Source organism: Mesorhizobium sp. L-8-3 (assembly GCF_016756615.1).
Taxonomy (GTDB): Bacteria; Pseudomonadota; Alphaproteobacteria; order Rhizobiales; family Rhizobiaceae.
Genome location: NZ_AP023262.1, coordinates 127,130 through 142,788, shown reverse-complemented (window position 1 = coordinate 142,788; position 15,659 = coordinate 127,130). Strand labels below are relative to the sequence as shown.

The window sequence follows — 15,659 nt, the reverse complement described above, 5'->3', positions numbered from 1 at the left end:
TTGTGATGTCGGCCAACGCATTCCGACCCTCGCCTGTCGTGCCGACGGTCGACTTCGATCACGATGGCAAGCAGCATGGTTTCCTGCGCCTTCCTTATAGCCGCGACGAGTCCGCCTGGGGCTCGGTCATGATCCCGATCGCCGTGGTGAAGAACGGCAGCGGCCCGACGGCCCTGCTCACCGGCGGCAACCATGGTGACGAATACGAGGGTCCATTGGCACTGTTCGAACTCGCCCGCACCCTCGAGGCAATGGAGGTGTCAGGCACGGTGATTATCGTGCCGGCGATGAACTATCCTGCCTTCCGCGCGGGCACGCGCACCTCGCCGATCGACAAGGGCAATATGAACCGCTGCTTTCCGGGGCGTCCAGACGGCACGATCACGGAAAAGATCGCCGACTACTTCCAGCGTGAGCTCCTGCCGCGCGCCGACATCGTGCTCGATTTCCATTCGGGCGGCAGGACACTCGATTTCGTGCCATTTTGCGCCGCGCACATCCTTGCCGACAAGGCGCTGGAAGCTCGGGCCTTCGAGGCCGTCACGGCCTTCTCCGCACCTTTCTCCATGAAGATGCTGGAGATCGATGCCGTCGGCATGTTCGACACCGCGGCCGAAGAGATGGGCAAGGTCTTCGTCACGACCGAACTCGGCGGCGGCGGCACCGCACGGGCCGAAACGGTGCGTATCGCGCGGCGTGGGGTCCTGAATGTGCTTTGCCATGCCGGCATCGTCGCCGGCGCTCCGGAGCTGCGACCGACGCGCTGGCTCGACATGCCGTCGGGCGATTGTTTCTCCTTCGCCGAAGACGACGGGATGATCGAGCCGATGGCCGACCTCGGCGAGATGGTTGCGCGGGGACAGGTTATCGCCCGTATCCATGGCGTCGCTCGTACCGGCACAAAGCCCTGTGAAATGCGGGCGAAGATGTCAGGCATGCTTGCCGCAAGGCATTTTCCGGGCCTGGTGAACGCAGGCGACTGTGCGGCCGTGGTTGCAGCCGTGCTGGAGTGAGGCCGCGCCAGGGAATGTGTCCCATTCGCCCCTGAGCTTGCGAGGCGAGGCCGGATGGCGGATTGGCTCCGGCCTGCCCTGTCCTTGGCGCCATGAAAGCGTGCCCGTGGCGCTGCCGCGGCGACGCCGAACCACGGAGACTGCGCGGCCTCAGTCAGGGAAAAGCCCGCCATGGACATGAAGGTCGCCAGTCAGCACATCGGGGATCGCCACGGCGCGGCCGATATCGACGGCCGCTATGCCTGGACGCGGCTCGCGGTCTCGCTGGTGCTCGCCACGATCGGCGGGGTCGGCATGTGGGCGGTGGTCGTGGTGCTGCCCGCGGTGCAGGCGGAGTTCGGCGTCGATCGCGCCGACGCGTCGCTTCCCTACACGGCGACCATGGTCGGCTTCGCTCTCGGTAATGTGCTCATCGGCCGCGCGATCGACCGCATGGGCTACTGGCGCCCGGCCCTGATCGCGTCGGTGGCGATGGGCGCGGGTTTTGTGCTGGCGTCGCTGGCGAACTCGATCCTCATGTTCTCGGTCGCGCAGGGCCTCCTCATCGGTGTCGGTTCTTCCGCGATCTTCGGGCCGCTGATCGCCGACATATCGCACTGGTTCGACCGCCGGCGCGGCCTCGCGGTGTCGGTCGCCGCGGCCGGCAACTATCTGGCAGGCGCCGTCTGGCCGGTGGCCATGTCTTACACCATGGAGGCCGGCGGCTGGCGTTTCGCCTATGCTCTGATTGGCATCGTCTGCCTCGTCTGCATGGTCCCGCTCGTCTTCCTCCTGCGGCGTCCGGCGCCGATCGGTGCCGACGGAGGGGTTCACGGTGGGCAGGCGCCCAAGCGCTCAATCCCGCTGTCGCCGGCAGCGCTGCAATGGTTGCTCGTCGTCGCCGGCCTCGGTTGCTGCGTGGCCATGTCGATGCCGCAGGTGCACATCGTCGCCTATTGCATGGACCTCGGCTTCGGCGTGGCGCGCGGCTCGGAGATGCTGGCGATCATGCTGGCGGGGGGCATCGTCAGCCGCATCGCTTCCGGTTTCGTCGCCGACCGCATCGGCGGCGTGAAGACGCTGCTCGTCGGTTCCGTTCTGCAATGTCTGTCGCTGTTTTTCTACTTGCCCTTCAACGGGCTGGCCTCGCTCTACGTCGTGTCTTTGCTTTTTGGTCTTTCGCAGGGCGGCATCGTGCCGTGTTACGCCATCGTCGTGCGCGAATACATGCCGGCCGCGGAGGCTGGCCGGCGCGTCGGCATCGTGATCATGGCGACCGTGGTCGGTATGGCGCTGGGCGGCTGGATGTCGGGCTGGATCTACGACCTGACCGGCTCCTATGCGGCCGCCTTCCTGAACGGCATCGCCTGGAACCTGCTCAATATCGGCGCCGTCCTTCTGCTGCTCTGGCGGTCGCGGCCGGGACCGGTCGCCGCCTGAGCCGCTGCGTCGGTCGCTTGCCTTGGAGCGTCCTTGCGCGGCCATTTGGACGCGCAAGGACGCGCTTTCCTCGACGATGCGCTCATGCGCGCGCCTGAGCGGAGCGAGTTGCTGCGGATCGGCGGCGTCACCGTCGACTTTTGAAGGATGTGCTTCCGGTCGGTTCTGCGCTGAACGCCGAAACGGTCCGCAACCCCACACAATTTGGTGCTCCCCTGGATGGCGGCCTCCGGCAGCGCATGCGGCTTGCCCTGCAGGCATGTGCAAAAAAATGCATCTGCCATACCATCGTTGTTGCTTGCGTCATCGATTTATGCATTATAACACACAGTCGGGAGAATTATGGATCCGGGAGGAGTTTCATGTCGCGAGAGCGTTTCAATGAGCTGGTCGGCGAAATCGCCGGCACGATTGCCGGCAGGCCGCTCGACGCTTCGCTGGCCGGCTTCCTCAACCGGACATATCCCGTCGACGCGCCGGTCTTCGCGGAACTCAGGGCACTCTGCGAAGAGGGTGAGGAGAATGGCTGGCTGATGTCCCGGGAAGCCGGCGGCATCAAGTTCGGCAGGGCCGTCAAGCCCGGCCAGTCGGCTGGCGATTTCAGCGTCGATGTGGTGCGCATGAAGGATGTGCGGGGACCCCATCACATCCATCCCAACGGCGAAATCGGCGCGGTGTTGGGAATATCAGGCGTCCCGACCTTCGATGCCTTCACGGAAGGGTGGTACGTCTACGGGCCGGGTTCGGATCACCATCCGACCGTCTCGGGCGGCGATGCCTATGTGCTCTATCTGCTGCCGAACGGCGCGATCGAATTCACCGGCCACTGACAGCCCCACATCGACCGTCAGAGTCGGACAGGCTGGATACTGGGAGGGAAAGATGAACGAAAACGCGGCGATCTACTTCGTTGATCGTCATGGCGCCGAGGGTCGGGCCGGAAAGGTCGCCTTCCGCGAAGCCGACGGCGCGAAACGGTCGATCACCTATGGCGAACTGGCCGAGCAGACATCGCGGTTTGCGGGCGCGCTCTCCCGCAGCGGCGTGCGACGCGAGGAGCGCCTCGCGATGCTGGTGCTGGATCAGATCGAGTTCCCGGTGATTTTCTGGGGCGCGCTCAAGGCCGGCGTGGTTCCTGTTGCTCTCAATACGCTTCTGTCGGCGTCGGTCTACCAGTCGATATTGAGCGATTCCCGCGCCTCCGTGCTGGTCGTCTCGGCGCCGCTGTGGGAGACGGTCAGGCCCGCGATCGAAGGCAGCCGTTTCCTGCGCAAGGTGGTGGTGATCGGAGCATCCCCGGAAGGGGCGCAAAGCTATCTCGATTTCGTCAGGGACGCTTCGTGTGAGGACGCGGTCGACACGGTCGGAGACGAACAGGCGTTCTGGCTTTATTCGTCCGGATCCACCGGTGCCCCGAAGGGCGTGCGCCACGTCCATTCCAGCCTGAAGGCGACCGCCGACACGTTCGGGGCGCGGGTGCTCGGGGTGCGGGAGGACGACGTGGTCTTCTCCGCGGCGAAGATGTTCTTCGCCTATGGGCTTGGCAACGCGATGTCCTTTCCTATGGCTGCAGGGGCGACCACGGTGCTCTACGGTGGACGCCCGACGCCCGATGCTGTCCTGGCCATCATGGCGCATGAGCGCCCGACCATCTATTGCGGCGTTCCGACCCTCTATGCCGCGCTTGTCGCGCTGCAGGAGAAGCTGGCCGAGGCGCCTGATCACTGCGTGAGGCTCTGCCTCTCCGCCGGCGAGGCGCTGCCGCGCGAGATCGGCGAACGCTGGCAGAAGATCTGGAACGCGGAGATCATCGACGGCGTCGGTTCCACGGAGATGCTGCACATCTTCCTCTCCAACCGGCCCGGCGAAGTCGTCTACGGAACGTCCGGCACGCCTGTTCCCGGCTACGAGGTGCGCCTCGTAGATGAGCACGATGAGGATGTGGCCGACGGCGAGGTCGGCGAGCTTCTCGTGCGCGGACCGTCCAGCGCGGACGGCTACTGGAACCGCCGCGACAAATCGAGATGGACGTTTGCCGGATACTGGACCCGGACCGGCGACAAGTATGAACGGACCGTGGACGGCCGCTACGTCTACTGCGGTCGCGCCGACGACATGTTCAAGGTTTCCGGCATCTGGCTGTCGCCTTTCGAAGTCGAACAGGCGCTTGTGGAGCACCCGGCGGTGCTGGAGGCCGCGGTGGTGGCGAGGGAAGACGACGACGGGCTGACAAAGCCGGCCGCCTACATTGTTCTCAAGGGCGGGGTCGACCCGGCGGTCGTCGGCGAACTCAAGGAGTTCGTCAAGGACAAGATCGGCAAGTGGAAATATCCGCGCTGGATCGAGTTGGTCGATCAACTCCCCAAGACCGCGACCGGCAAGATCCAGCGCTTCAAGCTGCGTGAAAGGGAGTTGGCCTGATGGCGGTGAGCCGCACGGAGAGTTCGGGACGGCTGGTCGCCGGGGGAAAATCTTTAGAATGGGCCGCCTGGTGGCGCGAATCCGCGGAAGATGCGCCAGTCATCGTGATGCTGCATGAGGGGCTCGGCTGCCTGTCGCTGTGGCGCGGCTTTCCGGGCCAGATCGCCGACGCGACGGGTCTGCCGGTGTTTGCCTATTCCCGAGCCGGGTACGGCCAGTCGGATCCGGCCGAGCTGCCACGCCCGCCAGACTATATGACGCGGGAAGCGATCGACGTGCTTCCCGCTGTCCTCGATGCGATCGGCGCCCGGAACTACATCCTTCTCGGGCATTCGGACGGAGCGACGATCGCCGCGATCCATGCAGGTAGCGTGGGCGATTTCAGGATACGCGGGGCGGTTCTGATGGCGCCGCATTTCTTCACCGAACCCATGGGGCTGGCCGAGATCGCCAAGGCCAAGGAAGCCTTCGCGACGACCGATCTCAGGCAGCGCATGGCCAGGCATCACCGCGATCCCGAGGCGACCTTCCGCGGGTGGAACGATGCATGGCTCGATCCCGGCTTCGTGTCCTGGAATGTCGCCGATGTGATCGATTACCTGCGCGTCCCGGTGCTGGTGATCCAAGGCGAGCACGACCAGTACGGAACCGTCGCCCAGATCGAAGAGATCGAGAACCGCAGCTACGCTCCGGTGGACGTGGTCCTTCTCGAAGACTGCCGGCATTCGCCGCAATTCGATCAGCCTGAGCGGACAATCGAGGCGGTGCGCGAATTCGCCGCTCGGCTGGTCAGGATCGAAGCCGCCGAGGTAGTGGTCGCATGAGGCTCCAAAGCTATCTTGCGGGCAGGTGGCAGTCGGGCACCGGCGCTGGTCGCCCGCTGGTGAATGCCACAACCGGGGTGGAGATCGCTCGCGCCGACGCGACGGGTCTCGATATCCGGGGGGCGCTCGACCATGCGCGGGAAAAAGGGGGCGCGGCCCTGCGTGCCATGACCTTTGCGCAACGCGGCGCCCTGTTGAAGGCCGTGGCCGATGCGCTGCAGGCCAGACGTGATGAGTACGGGGCGATTGCACGGGAGAATTCCGGCAACACCGCGGCGGATGCGTCGGTGGATATCGACGGCGGCATCTTCACGCTGAAGACCTATGCGCGCCTGGGGCAGCTTCTCGGCGACACAACCCGGATCCTCGAACCAGGTCAGGAACAGCTTGCCCGAGATCCGGTCTTCTTCGCGCGCCACGTCTGGGCGACCCGTCCCGGCGTGTCCGTGCAGATCAATGCGTTCAATTTTCCATCATGGGGCATGTGGGAGAAGGTCGCCCAAGCCACCCTTGCCGGCGTGCCGAGCCTGGCAAAGCCGGCGGTGGCGACGGCGCTGCTGTCGGAGGCAATGGTTCGCGACGTCGTGGCCGCCCGCGTGGTGCCGGATGGGGTTTTGTCGCTGGTCTGCGGCAGTGGAGAGGGGCTGGTCGAAGCGCTCGGGCCAATGGATTCGGTCGCTTTCACCGGCTCATCCGCGACGGCGATGGTGCTGCGGATCCAGGTGGCCGGCATGGCCGCCGCACCGCGGCTGACGGTCGAGGCAGACAGTGTCAATGCGACGATCCTCGGGCCGGATGTCAAGCCTGGGCAAGCGGTGTTCGATCTCGCGCTGCGCGAAGCGGTCAAGGCGCTGTCCGTCAAGGCGGGCCAGCTTTGCACCAACATCCGCCGCATCCTCGTGCCGGCGGAGATAGAGCAGGAGTTCACCGGCGCACTGGCGGCAATGGTCTCGGTACTCAGGGTCGGCGACCCCGCGGACGAAAGCACGCGCGTGGGTCCGCTGATCAATGTTGCGCAGCGCGAGGAGGCGTTGCGCAACATCGACCGGCTTTCCGCCGAGACGAAGGTCGTCGCCCAAGCAGTCCTCCCGGACGTGGCCGAGAGTTCCGGTTTCGTGGCGCCGACCCTGCTTCGCTGCGCCGAGCCGGCTTCCGGCAGCGCCGTGCACGAACTCGAAGTCTTCGGCCCCTGCGCAACGGTACTTGCCTATCGCGACCTCACAGAGGCAATCGTGCTGGCCACGAAGGCGGAGGGCTCGCTGGCGCTGAGCCTCTTCTCCGAGGATGCCGGAGTGCAAGCCCGGGCGGTCGCCGAACTCGGTCCCTGGCACGGGCGCCTCATGCTTGTCGACGGCGAGGTCGGCAAGGCGCATACCGGGCATGCGATCGTCATGCCGCAATGCGTGCACGGTGGGCCGGGGCGCGCCGGCGGAGGCGAGGAACTCGGCGGCCTGCGCGGATTGCGGTTCCACATGCAGCGCAGCGCCGTTCAGGGCGGTCCCCGGATGCTGGCGACGATCGCTGAACATGCGGCAGAACAGGCTCTGTGACGATGACGCACGCGGGAGATGCCTACCCCGCAGTTGCCTACATTCCCGGTCGTGGCGAGCGGCCGGGCGAAACCGCGTTCGAGGTCTACAAAGAGGGGCTTTCCGAGAGCTGCTCGATCGCCGACATCGCAGCAAGCCGCGCGTTCCGTGGTGGTTTGGAATTTTACGAGACCGGTTACTACTGGGAGGCCCATGAGCTATGGGAGGCGGTCTGGATGTGCCTTCCGCAGGCAAGCGCTGAACGCCATCTGTTACGTGGGATCATCCAGCTCGCAAATGCCGGCCTGAAGCGCGCGATGGACCGGCCGGCGGCTGCGGAGCGTATCCTGGCTCTGGCCGACTCGGCTCTGGCTGAGGCATTTCTCCATCGTTCCGACTGCCTGATGGGCTTGTCGAATGACGACGTTATGGCTCTTCGTGAGCGAATTGCTTCATAAATATGTAATATAATGCATATACCGGCATTGGTTGGCTGGAGGGTCAAACCACATGGCGGCCAAAATGGCGAAAAATATGCAAAAAATTGCAATATTTGGCTTTACCTCGGCTTGCTGCGGCACTATCGTGCATCGGTCAGAAGATGGAGGGCCTGTTCGAGGGAGCGCATATGAGCAAGATCATCGACTTTCAGACCGATCCATCCAAATACCGTCACTGGCGCGCCGAATATGACGGCGATGTCGCAACCGTCTATATGGACGTCGACGAGAATGCCGGCCTGTTCGAGGGGTACCAGCTCAAGCTGAATTCCTACGATCTCGGGGTCGACATCGAACTCGCCGACCTCGTTCAGCGGATGCGGTTCGAGCATCCGGAAATCAAAGTTGTGGTTCTACGGTCCGGTAAGGACCGGGTCTTCTGCGCTGGCGCGAACATCCGCATGCTCGGCGGGGCAAGCCACGCGCACAAGGTGAATTTCTGCAAGTTCACCAACGAGACCCGCAACACCTACGAGGCTGCTGAAGCCGATTCCCGTCAGAAGTATATCGCGGCCATCAAGGGTGCCTGCGCGGGCGGCGGCTACGAGCTGGCCCTCGCCTGCAATCACATCATGCTGACCGACGACAACACATCCGCGGTGGCGCTGCCGGAAGTGCCGCTGCTCGCGGTGCTGCCGGGCACCGGCGGTCTGACCCGCGTCACCGACAAGCGCAAGGTGCGCAGGGACCTCGCCGACGTCTTCTGCTCGATCGAGGAGGGGGTCAAGGGAAAGCGCGCCGTGGACTGGCGCCTGGTGGACGAAGTGGTTTCCAACGCTAAATTCGACGAGATCGTCAAGGAGCGGGCGAAGGAGTTCGCCGCCGCATCCGGCAAGGTGACGGGTACGGGCATCAAGCTGGGACCGCTTTCGCGCACCTTCGGTGACGACGGCTCGGTGACCTACTCGCTGGTTGAGGTCGCGATCGACCGTGCCGGCAGGCGGGCAACGGTCACATTGTCCGGTCCGGATGGCGATGCGCCGACGAGCGTCGAGACGCTGCATGCCCTGGGAGACCAGAGCTATCTGCTGCGCCTGGCGCGCGAGCTTGACGACGCGATCCTCCATTTGCGCCTCAACGAGATGGAACTCGGTCTCGTGGTATTCCGCAGCCAGGGCGATCCGGCCGCGGTGCTCGCGCACGAAAAGCTCCTGCTGGACAACGGTGGCGACTGGCTGGTCAACGAAATCCTGGCCTATTGGAAACGGGTGCTCAAGCGGGTCGACATGACCTCGCGCAGCCTCGTGGCGATCGTCGAGCACGGCTCGTGCTTCGCGGGCGTGCTCGCCGAGCTCATCTGGGCGGTGGACCGCTCATATATGATGCAGGGCGAGTTCGAGGGCGACAACCGTCCGCTGGCCGCCGTCACGCTGACGGAATCCAATTTCGGCAGGTACCCGATGGGCAACGGCCTGACCCGACTGCAGACCCGCTTCCTCGGCAACCCGGAGGCCGTCGAAGCGCTCAGGGGGCATGTCGGGGAAGCCCTTGATGCGGAAAAGGCGGAAAAGCTTGGCCTCGTTACCTTCGCCTTCGACGACATCGACTGGGAAGACGAGGTGCGCATTTTCATGGAGGAGCGCGCTTCCTTCAGCCCGGACGCCATGACGGGCATGGAGGCGAACCTTCGCTTCGCCGGGCCGGAAACCATGGAAACCAGGATCTTCGGCCGTCTGACAGCCTGGCAGAACTGGATATTCAACAGGCCAAACGCTACCGGCCCGGACGGGGCCCTGCAGCGCTACGGCACCGGCGTGCGTGGCGACTACAACATGCAGCGCGTGTGATTTCTCAGAAGGACCAAGGCGATGCTCGACCTCATCAATGTCAATTACGACACCCAGATTCCGAACAATGTCGGCCTGTCCTCGGACAAGCGCGTGCTCAAGGCGCTCGAGAAGTGGCATCCCGGCTACATCAACTGGTGGAACGACCTGATCCCCGACAATTTCCAGCAGTCGCTTGTCTATCTGCGCACGGCCGTGTCGGTCGATCCCAAGGGGTGGGCGAAGTTCGACTATGTGAAGATGCCGGAATATCGCTGGGGCGTACTTCTGGCGCCGCAGATGGAAGACCGCCGGATTCCCTGCGGCGAGCATGCCGGACAACCGGCCTGGCAGGAGGTGCCGGGCGAGTACCGCAACATGCTCAAGCGCCTGATCGTGATCCAGGGCGACACCGAGCCGGCGTCCGTCGAGCAGCAGCGGTTTCTCGCGCTGTCGGCCCCATCGCTCTACGACATGCGCAATCTTTTCCAGGTGAATGTGGAGGAAGGGCGGCACCTGTGGGCCATGGTCTATCTGTTGCACAAGTATTTCGGCGCGGATGGCCGCGAGGAAGCCGACGATTTGCTGCGCCGCTCGTCCGGCTCGGAGGAGGCACCGCGCATGTTGGGCGCCTTCAACGAAGAAACGCCTGACTGGCTGTCCTTCTTCATGTTCACCTATTTCACCGACCGCGACGGCAAGATGCAGCTGGAGTCCCTGGCGCAGTCGGGCTTCGATCCATTGTCGCGGACTTGCCGCTTCATGCTGACCGAAGAGGCGCACCACATGTTCGTCGGCGAGACCGGCGTGGGAAGAACCATCGAGCGCACCTGTCAGGCGATGAACGAGAACGGCATTGCCGATCCGTACGACATCAACCGGATCCGCGACTTGGGGGTCATCGACCTCCCCACCATCCAGAAGAAGCTGAATCTGCACTACACGCTATCGCTGGACCTGTTCGGCCAGGAGGTCTCGACCAACGCGGCCAATGCCTTCAACGCCGGCATCAAGGGTCGCTACATGGAGCACAGGATCGAGGATGATCACCAGCTCAAGGGCGATACGTACCACGTCTGCGTACTCGAGGAGGGTCGTGTCGTGCGCAAGGACGTTCCCGCCCTCACGGCGATCAACATGCGGCTGCGCGACGACTACACCCGTGACGCCGAAGGCGGGGTAGGCCGCTGGAACAAGATCGTCGAGAAGGCCGGCATCGATTTCCGCATGAAGCTGCCGCATGAGGCGTTCCACCGCCAGATCGGCGTCTTCGCCGCGGGCACATTCGATCCGGAAGGAAACCCCATTTCGAAGGCGGAGTACGATGCCAAGGTGGACGAATGGCTGCCGACCCGCGCGGACGGCGACTTCATCCAGTCGCTGATGAAGCCGGTCTACGAGCCCGGCAAATATGCGGGGTGGATCGCGCCGCCGAAGGTGGGCATCGACAACAAGCCGGGCGACTTCGAATACGTGAAGCTGCACGTCGCCTGATGCCATTCGTTTGGCCGACCTCGGGACTTTTTGCCCGGGGTCGGCCAGCAAAAGATGGGGATGAGGACGATGCTGGTTGTTCGTGAAGCCAAACCGTTCCGTGAGCCGCGTTTCGATGCCGAAAGCTGCCTTGGCTGCGCAGACTGCAATGGAGCCTGCCGCGAGATTCTCCAATTGCTCGCCGCTCCTTCGCCGAGTTTGAACAGGGAAGCGACGGGCCTAGGCGAGGAGCCGTGCAGAGGCATTCAGCAATGAACCAGCCGCTCAAGCAGCACCTGATCGATCCCGAGATATGCATCCGCTGCTATACCTGCGAGATGACGTGTCCGGTGGGCGCGATCACGCATGACGACAACAACGTTGTGGTCGATGCGGCCAACTGCAATTTCTGCATGGATTGCATTCCGGTCTGTCCTACAGGTTCCATCGACGAATGGCGCGTCGTTACGGTCCCGTATTCCCTCGAAGAGCAGTTTTCCTGGGCGGAACTGCCCGTGCAGCAGGACGTGGGATCGGAGAGCGAGCAGATTGAAGCCCTCGACGAGGTGATGGCGGCGCTGCTGGCCGACGCGCACAAGGGGGCAGGTGGCAAGGCGAAAGCGCCGGCGAGCGCCGCGAAGCCCTCGGTCAACCTCTACAACATCGGCAAGCCCGCCATCGCCAAAGTGCAGGGGAGCTATCGACTGACGTCGGAGGATTCGGGCACTGAGGTCCGCCACATCATTCTCGATTTCGGCGCCCAGCCGTTTCCGGTGCTCGAAGGGCAGTCGATCGGGATCATTCCGCCCGGCGTCGGGGCCGACGGCAAGCCGCATCTGCCGCGACTCTATTCAGTGTCCAGCCCGCGCGACGGCGAACGACCAAACTACAACAACATCGCCCTCACCGTGAAGCGTGAAGAGCACGGCACCTGCTCGAACTATGTGTGCAATCTCCGGAAGGGCGACGAGGTGAGCGTGGCGGGTCCGTTCGGCGCAACCTTCCTGATGCCAGACGATCCTTCGGCGCGGCTGCTGATGATTTGCACCGGCACTGGCTCGGCACCATTTCGCGCCTTCACGATGCGCCGCCAGCGAATGGCGGCATCGTCCGGCGACATGATGATCTTCTTCGGCGCCCGGACCCCCGACAGCCTTCCCTATTTCGGCCCTCTCAACAAGGTTCCGGAACGGTTGCTGAAGAAGCACCTCGTTTTCAGCCGTCTTCCCGGTGCCGAGAAGGAGTACGTGCAGGACCGCATGATGGCCGAGCAGGAGGCCATCACCGAACTGCTTGCCGATCCCGATACCCATATCTACATTTGCGGCCTGCGCGGCATGGAGGAAGGGGTCGAGCGCGCGTTTTCCCAGATTGCCGAGGGCATTGGCGAACACTGGGAAACGATGCGGGATGCCATGCGCGTCGCCGGGCGATATCACGTAGAGACATATTAGATCATGGCATTCGAGCACGAGATCCGTGTTACCTGGGGTGACTGCGACCCCGCGAGGATCGTGTACACGGCGCGCATACCGTCGTTTGCCCTCGATGCGATCAATGCCTGGTGGGAAGACGTCGGCGGAGCGGGCTGGTACCAGATGGAACTGGATCACAACGTCGGAACGCCGTTCGTCCATATGAGTCTGGATTTTCGCGCGCCCGTGACGCCGCGGCACAGGCTCGTCTGCCGTGTCTGGCCGAATCGCCTCGGCGAATCGTCGGTGGGCTTCCGGGTAGATGGCTATCAGAATGGCGAGCTTTGTTTCGAGGGACGGTTCGTCTGCGTCTTCACGATTGCCGATGCGTTCCGAAAGAGCCCTCCGCCTGTGCAAATCCGCGATCTGGTCGCGTCGCATCTCGTGCCTGATGAGTGGAAAACCACCGGGGATTTGCCCGCGTTGAAGGAAACCAATTGAAATCCGCGCACAACGTTCCTACGCTTGTGCATTATAATTCACAAGTGTTGCCGTTATGAGCGAGATCACCAACTTCAAGGGTGAAGCGACACGCGTCGAGCCGCATGACGGGCTCGAAGTCGCCGTCGACAGGCTGATTTCCAGGGTCGGCGAGCGCGTGCGCAAGGCGCGGGAACTGAAGGGGCTTCCCCGCCGCGTGGTCTCCGAGATTTCGGGCGTGTCCCCAAGATACCTTGCGCAACTCGAGGCCGGCGAGGGCAACATCTCGATCGGCCTGCTCGAGCGCGTGGCAATCGCCCTCGATCACAGGATCGAGTGGCTCGTGGGCGAAGAGGATCCTTGGACGTCTGAGGCCGTGCGCGTCGCCGACCTCTTCCGCTCGTCGCCCGCGGACGTGCGGCGTCGGGTGCTCGATGTCCTCAATCCCGCCCCGCCCGAAAGCCTGCGGGCGCACCGCATTTGTCTCGTCGGTCTCAGGGGGGCCGGCAAATCCACACTCGGAGATCTCGCAAGCAAGGCTCTGAACATCCCGTTCGTGGAGCTCAACCACGATATCGAGGAACAGTCGGGCATGCCCGTCAACGAAGTGATGGCTCTTTACGGCCAGGAGGGCTATCGCAGGCTGGAGGCCCAGGCCGTCAGCCGCATCATCGCCACGCATGATACGATGATCCTTGCGGTTGCGGGCGGCATAGTCGCCGAGCCTGACACCTACAAGACGCTTCTGTCGCATTTCCATACGGTCTGGATCAAGGCCAGTCCGGAGGAGCACATGGGAAGGGTGCGTGCCCAGGGTGACACCCGTCCGATGGCCGGCAATCCCGAGGCAATGGAGCAGCTCAAATCCATCCTCCACAGCCGCGAAGCCTTGTACGAAAAGGCTTCCGCCAAGCTCGATACGTCCAACAGGACGCTGGAAACCTCGCTTCAGGATCTCCTTCGGCTGATCCGCGAGGAAGGATTCCTCGACGAGCTGAAGCCGATCGGCCCTGGAGGCCGGAACGCGATCCGCGCGTGACTTGATCACATTTGCGACCAGCCGGGCGAGCGGGCGGGAGACCGGCCGATGCCGGAGCCTGCGCCCCATTCCGAGCCGTCGCCGTCAGCTTCGCGATCCGGACGGGTTTCTCGGGGGGCGCTGAATTCTGTTGTTGCATTATACTACACAATATGCGTTATATAGCAAACAAGGGAGGAGACGCGGATGACTGTTTCGTTGCCTGAAGGGGGGATATCCGGACATGCGCAGTCCGACGATGCTCTCGTGGAGGCGAGCGTTCAGTCCCGTGCCCTGCATCACGTGCTCGTCGCGGAGCGTGGTGCCGGGATGCCGGACCGGCTGCGGCACCTGGCTGCGCATGATCTTCCCGGCATCGCCGTTGTCGGTGGCGGGACGATGGGCGCGGGGATCGCCTTTGCGCTCCTTTCGGCGGGCTGTTCGGTCACTGTTCTCGAAGCGGACGATGAGGGGGCGTCACGCGCCGAAGCCAATCTGGCAAAACTCGTGGAAGTAGGGCTTGGGCGCGGGTTCCTGACATCCGGGTCGGTAGAGGCGCTGCGCAGCAGGTTGACCGTCACGACCGACTATTCCCGGGCATCCGGCTGCGGCCTGGCGATCGAGGCCGCGTTCGAGAGCATGGACGTCAAGCGACAGGTGCTTCTTGCACTTGAAGCCGCTCTGCCGCGCGACGCGGTGCTGGCCACGAATACGTCCTACCTCGACATCGATACGATGGCCGAGGTGCTGGACGATCCCGCGCGTCTCGTGGGACTGCATTTCTTCGCACCAGCGCACATCATGAAGCTGCTGGAGATCGTCCAGGGCAGGAAGAGTTCGGACGCGGCGGTCGCGCTCGGCTTTGCTCTGGCCGGGAGGCTGCGCAAGGTCCCGGTCCTGGCCGGCGTCTGTGACGGATTTATCGGGAACCGCATCCTCGCGCGCTACAGGGAGGCGGCGGATACGCTTCTGATGGACGGGTCGACCCCATGGGATATCGACGAGGCCATGGTCGATTTCGGCTATCGCATGGGCCCCTACGAAGCTCAGGACCTGTCGGGGCTCGACATCGCCCATGCAAACCGCCGGCGCCAGGACGCGACACGCGACCGTAACCGCCGCTACATCCCGATTGCCGACAGGATGGTGGCGGAGGGCCGTCTCGGACGCAAAGCGGCGGTCGGCTGGTATCGTTATCCGGGCGGCGGCGGCAAGGTGATCGATCCACTGGTCGAGGACCTGGTGCGGGAGGAGGCGTATTTTGCCAAGGTGACGCGGCGAACCTTCACCGCCGACGACATACGCCACCGCCTGCTCCTTGCCATGATCAACGAGGCGGCGGAGATCCTGTTCGAGGGGATCGCCGCCTCCGCGTCGGACATCGATCTCGTTACGATACACGGTTACGGCTTCCCGCGCTGGCGCGGCGGGCTGATGCACTATGCGGAAACTTTGGGAGCCGAGGAAATCCTGGCGGCGCTTCACGAACTTGCAAAGGAGGATCCTGTCGTCTGGCGACCAAGCCGGATGATCGTGGATTGCGTCGGCCGCGGTGTGACGTTTGCGGAATGGCGCAGGAGGGAGGCCGTCCCGTCCCTCGCGCCAGCAGGGCAGTCTGCGCCTTTTTCTGGATCGCCGGGCGCCCTGTGACAATGCCGACGTGGGCAACATAAAAAGATATATCTAGTAATAATTATCATACATAACTAATATGGGTTCGGAGGCCCGAGCACGAGGAAACCCGATCCCGCCGGCGGGGCGGGAATGATGCGTTTGACCTGACCAGAAAATGGTCCTGAGT

13 protein-coding genes are annotated in these 15,659 nt (G+C 63.7%); all 13 read left to right on the top strand.

Annotated features, from left to right (window positions below; translation table 11 throughout):
- Positions 1–5: 5 nt before the first annotated feature.
- The gene (gene doeB, locus JN302_RS00650; RefSeq protein WP_202331243.1) at positions 6–1,013 is read left to right on the top strand and encodes a N(2)-acetyl-L-2,4-diaminobutanoate deacetylase DoeB; all 1,008 of its coding nucleotides are present in this window, start codon (positions 6–8) and stop codon (positions 1,011–1,013) included.
- Positions 1,014–1,184: 171 nt separating this feature from the next.
- On the top strand, positions 1,185–2,432 hold the full coding sequence (locus JN302_RS00645; protein WP_446720706.1) for an MFS transporter: 1,248 nt from the start codon (positions 1,185–1,187) through the stop codon (positions 2,430–2,432).
- A gap of 362 nt (positions 2,433–2,794) precedes the next feature.
- Positions 2,795–3,262 (top strand): 4-hydroxylaminobenzoate lyase, encoded by a 468-nt coding sequence (locus tag JN302_RS00640; RefSeq protein WP_202309624.1) that lies wholly within the window; start codon positions 2,795–2,797, stop codon positions 3,260–3,262.
- 52 nt (positions 3,263–3,314) lie between these two features.
- Positions 3,315–4,853 carry a benzoate-CoA ligase family protein gene (locus tag JN302_RS00635; protein WP_202309623.1) on the top strand — a complete coding sequence of 513 codons (1,539 nt, stop codon included), beginning with the start codon at positions 3,315–3,317 and terminating at the stop codon, positions 4,851–4,853.
- The gene (locus JN302_RS00630) at positions 4,853–5,677 is read left to right on the top strand and encodes an alpha/beta fold hydrolase (protein WP_202331242.1); all 825 of its coding nucleotides are present in this window, start codon (positions 4,853–4,855) and stop codon (positions 5,675–5,677) included. Before JN302_RS00635 ends, JN302_RS00630 begins: the two co-directional genes overlap by 1 nt.
- The gene (locus JN302_RS00625) at positions 5,674–7,227 is read left to right on the top strand and encodes a 3,4-dehydroadipyl-CoA semialdehyde dehydrogenase (protein ID WP_202331241.1); all 1,554 of its coding nucleotides are present in this window, start codon (positions 5,674–5,676) and stop codon (positions 7,225–7,227) included. Before JN302_RS00630 ends, JN302_RS00625 begins: the two co-directional genes overlap by 4 nt.
- Before the next feature lie 2 nt (positions 7,228–7,229).
- Positions 7,230–7,664, top strand: coding sequence for a DUF309 domain-containing protein (locus JN302_RS00620; RefSeq protein ID WP_202309620.1), 435 nt, complete (start codon positions 7,230–7,232; stop codon positions 7,662–7,664).
- 170 nt (positions 7,665–7,834) lie between these two features.
- Positions 7,835–9,493 (top strand): 2,3-epoxybenzoyl-CoA dihydrolase, encoded by a 1,659-nt coding sequence (gene boxC, locus JN302_RS00615; protein WP_202331239.1) that lies wholly within the window; start codon positions 7,835–7,837, stop codon positions 9,491–9,493.
- Positions 9,494–9,514: 21 nt separating this feature from the next.
- On the top strand, positions 9,515–10,966 hold the full coding sequence (gene boxB / locus JN302_RS00610) for a benzoyl-CoA 2,3-epoxidase subunit BoxB (RefSeq protein WP_202309618.1): 1,452 nt from the start codon (positions 9,515–9,517) through the stop codon (positions 10,964–10,966).
- 251 nt (positions 10,967–11,217) lie between these two features.
- Positions 11,218–12,399 (top strand): benzoyl-CoA 2,3-epoxidase subunit BoxA, encoded by a 1,182-nt coding sequence (gene boxA / locus JN302_RS00605; RefSeq protein ID WP_202331238.1) that lies wholly within the window; start codon positions 11,218–11,220, stop codon positions 12,397–12,399.
- Between the two features lie 3 nt (positions 12,400–12,402).
- Complete coding sequence (locus JN302_RS00600; protein WP_202331237.1) at positions 12,403–12,861, top strand: acyl-CoA thioesterase; 459 nt, start codon at positions 12,403–12,405, stop codon at positions 12,859–12,861.
- 55 nt (positions 12,862–12,916) lie between these two features.
- Positions 12,917–13,879, top strand: coding sequence for a helix-turn-helix transcriptional regulator (locus JN302_RS00595; protein WP_202309615.1), 963 nt, complete (start codon positions 12,917–12,919; stop codon positions 13,877–13,879).
- A gap of 186 nt (positions 13,880–14,065) precedes the next feature.
- Positions 14,066–15,508, top strand: coding sequence for a 3-hydroxyacyl-CoA dehydrogenase (locus tag JN302_RS00590; protein ID WP_202331236.1), 1,443 nt, complete (start codon positions 14,066–14,068; stop codon positions 15,506–15,508).
- The last annotated feature ends 151 nt before the right edge of the window (positions 15,509–15,659 follow it).

Coding starts and splice junctions, on each gene's coding strand:
- doeB (WP_202331243.1), top strand. CDS start 6: ATGTCGGCCAACGCATTCCGACCCTCGCCTGTCGTGCCGACGGTCGAC.
- JN302_RS00645 (WP_446720706.1), top strand. CDS start 1,185: ATGGACATGAAGGTCGCCAGTCAGCACATCGGGGATCGCCACGGCGCG.
- JN302_RS00640 (WP_202309624.1), top strand. CDS start 2,795: ATGTCGCGAGAGCGTTTCAATGAGCTGGTCGGCGAAATCGCCGGCACG.
- JN302_RS00635 (WP_202309623.1), top strand. CDS start 3,315: ATGAACGAAAACGCGGCGATCTACTTCGTTGATCGTCATGGCGCCGAG.
- JN302_RS00630 (WP_202331242.1), top strand. CDS start 4,853: ATGGCGGTGAGCCGCACGGAGAGTTCGGGACGGCTGGTCGCCGGGGGA.
- JN302_RS00625 (WP_202331241.1), top strand. CDS start 5,674: ATGAGGCTCCAAAGCTATCTTGCGGGCAGGTGGCAGTCGGGCACCGGC.
- JN302_RS00620 (WP_202309620.1), top strand. CDS start 7,230: ATGACGCACGCGGGAGATGCCTACCCCGCAGTTGCCTACATTCCCGGT.
- boxC (WP_202331239.1), top strand. CDS start 7,835: ATGAGCAAGATCATCGACTTTCAGACCGATCCATCCAAATACCGTCAC.
- boxB (WP_202309618.1), top strand. CDS start 9,515: ATGCTCGACCTCATCAATGTCAATTACGACACCCAGATTCCGAACAAT.
- boxA (WP_202331238.1), top strand. CDS start 11,218: ATGAACCAGCCGCTCAAGCAGCACCTGATCGATCCCGAGATATGCATC.
- JN302_RS00600 (WP_202331237.1), top strand. CDS start 12,403: ATGGCATTCGAGCACGAGATCCGTGTTACCTGGGGTGACTGCGACCCC.
- JN302_RS00595 (WP_202309615.1), top strand. CDS start 12,917: ATGAGCGAGATCACCAACTTCAAGGGTGAAGCGACACGCGTCGAGCCG.
- JN302_RS00590 (WP_202331236.1), top strand. CDS start 14,066: ATGACTGTTTCGTTGCCTGAAGGGGGGATATCCGGACATGCGCAGTCC.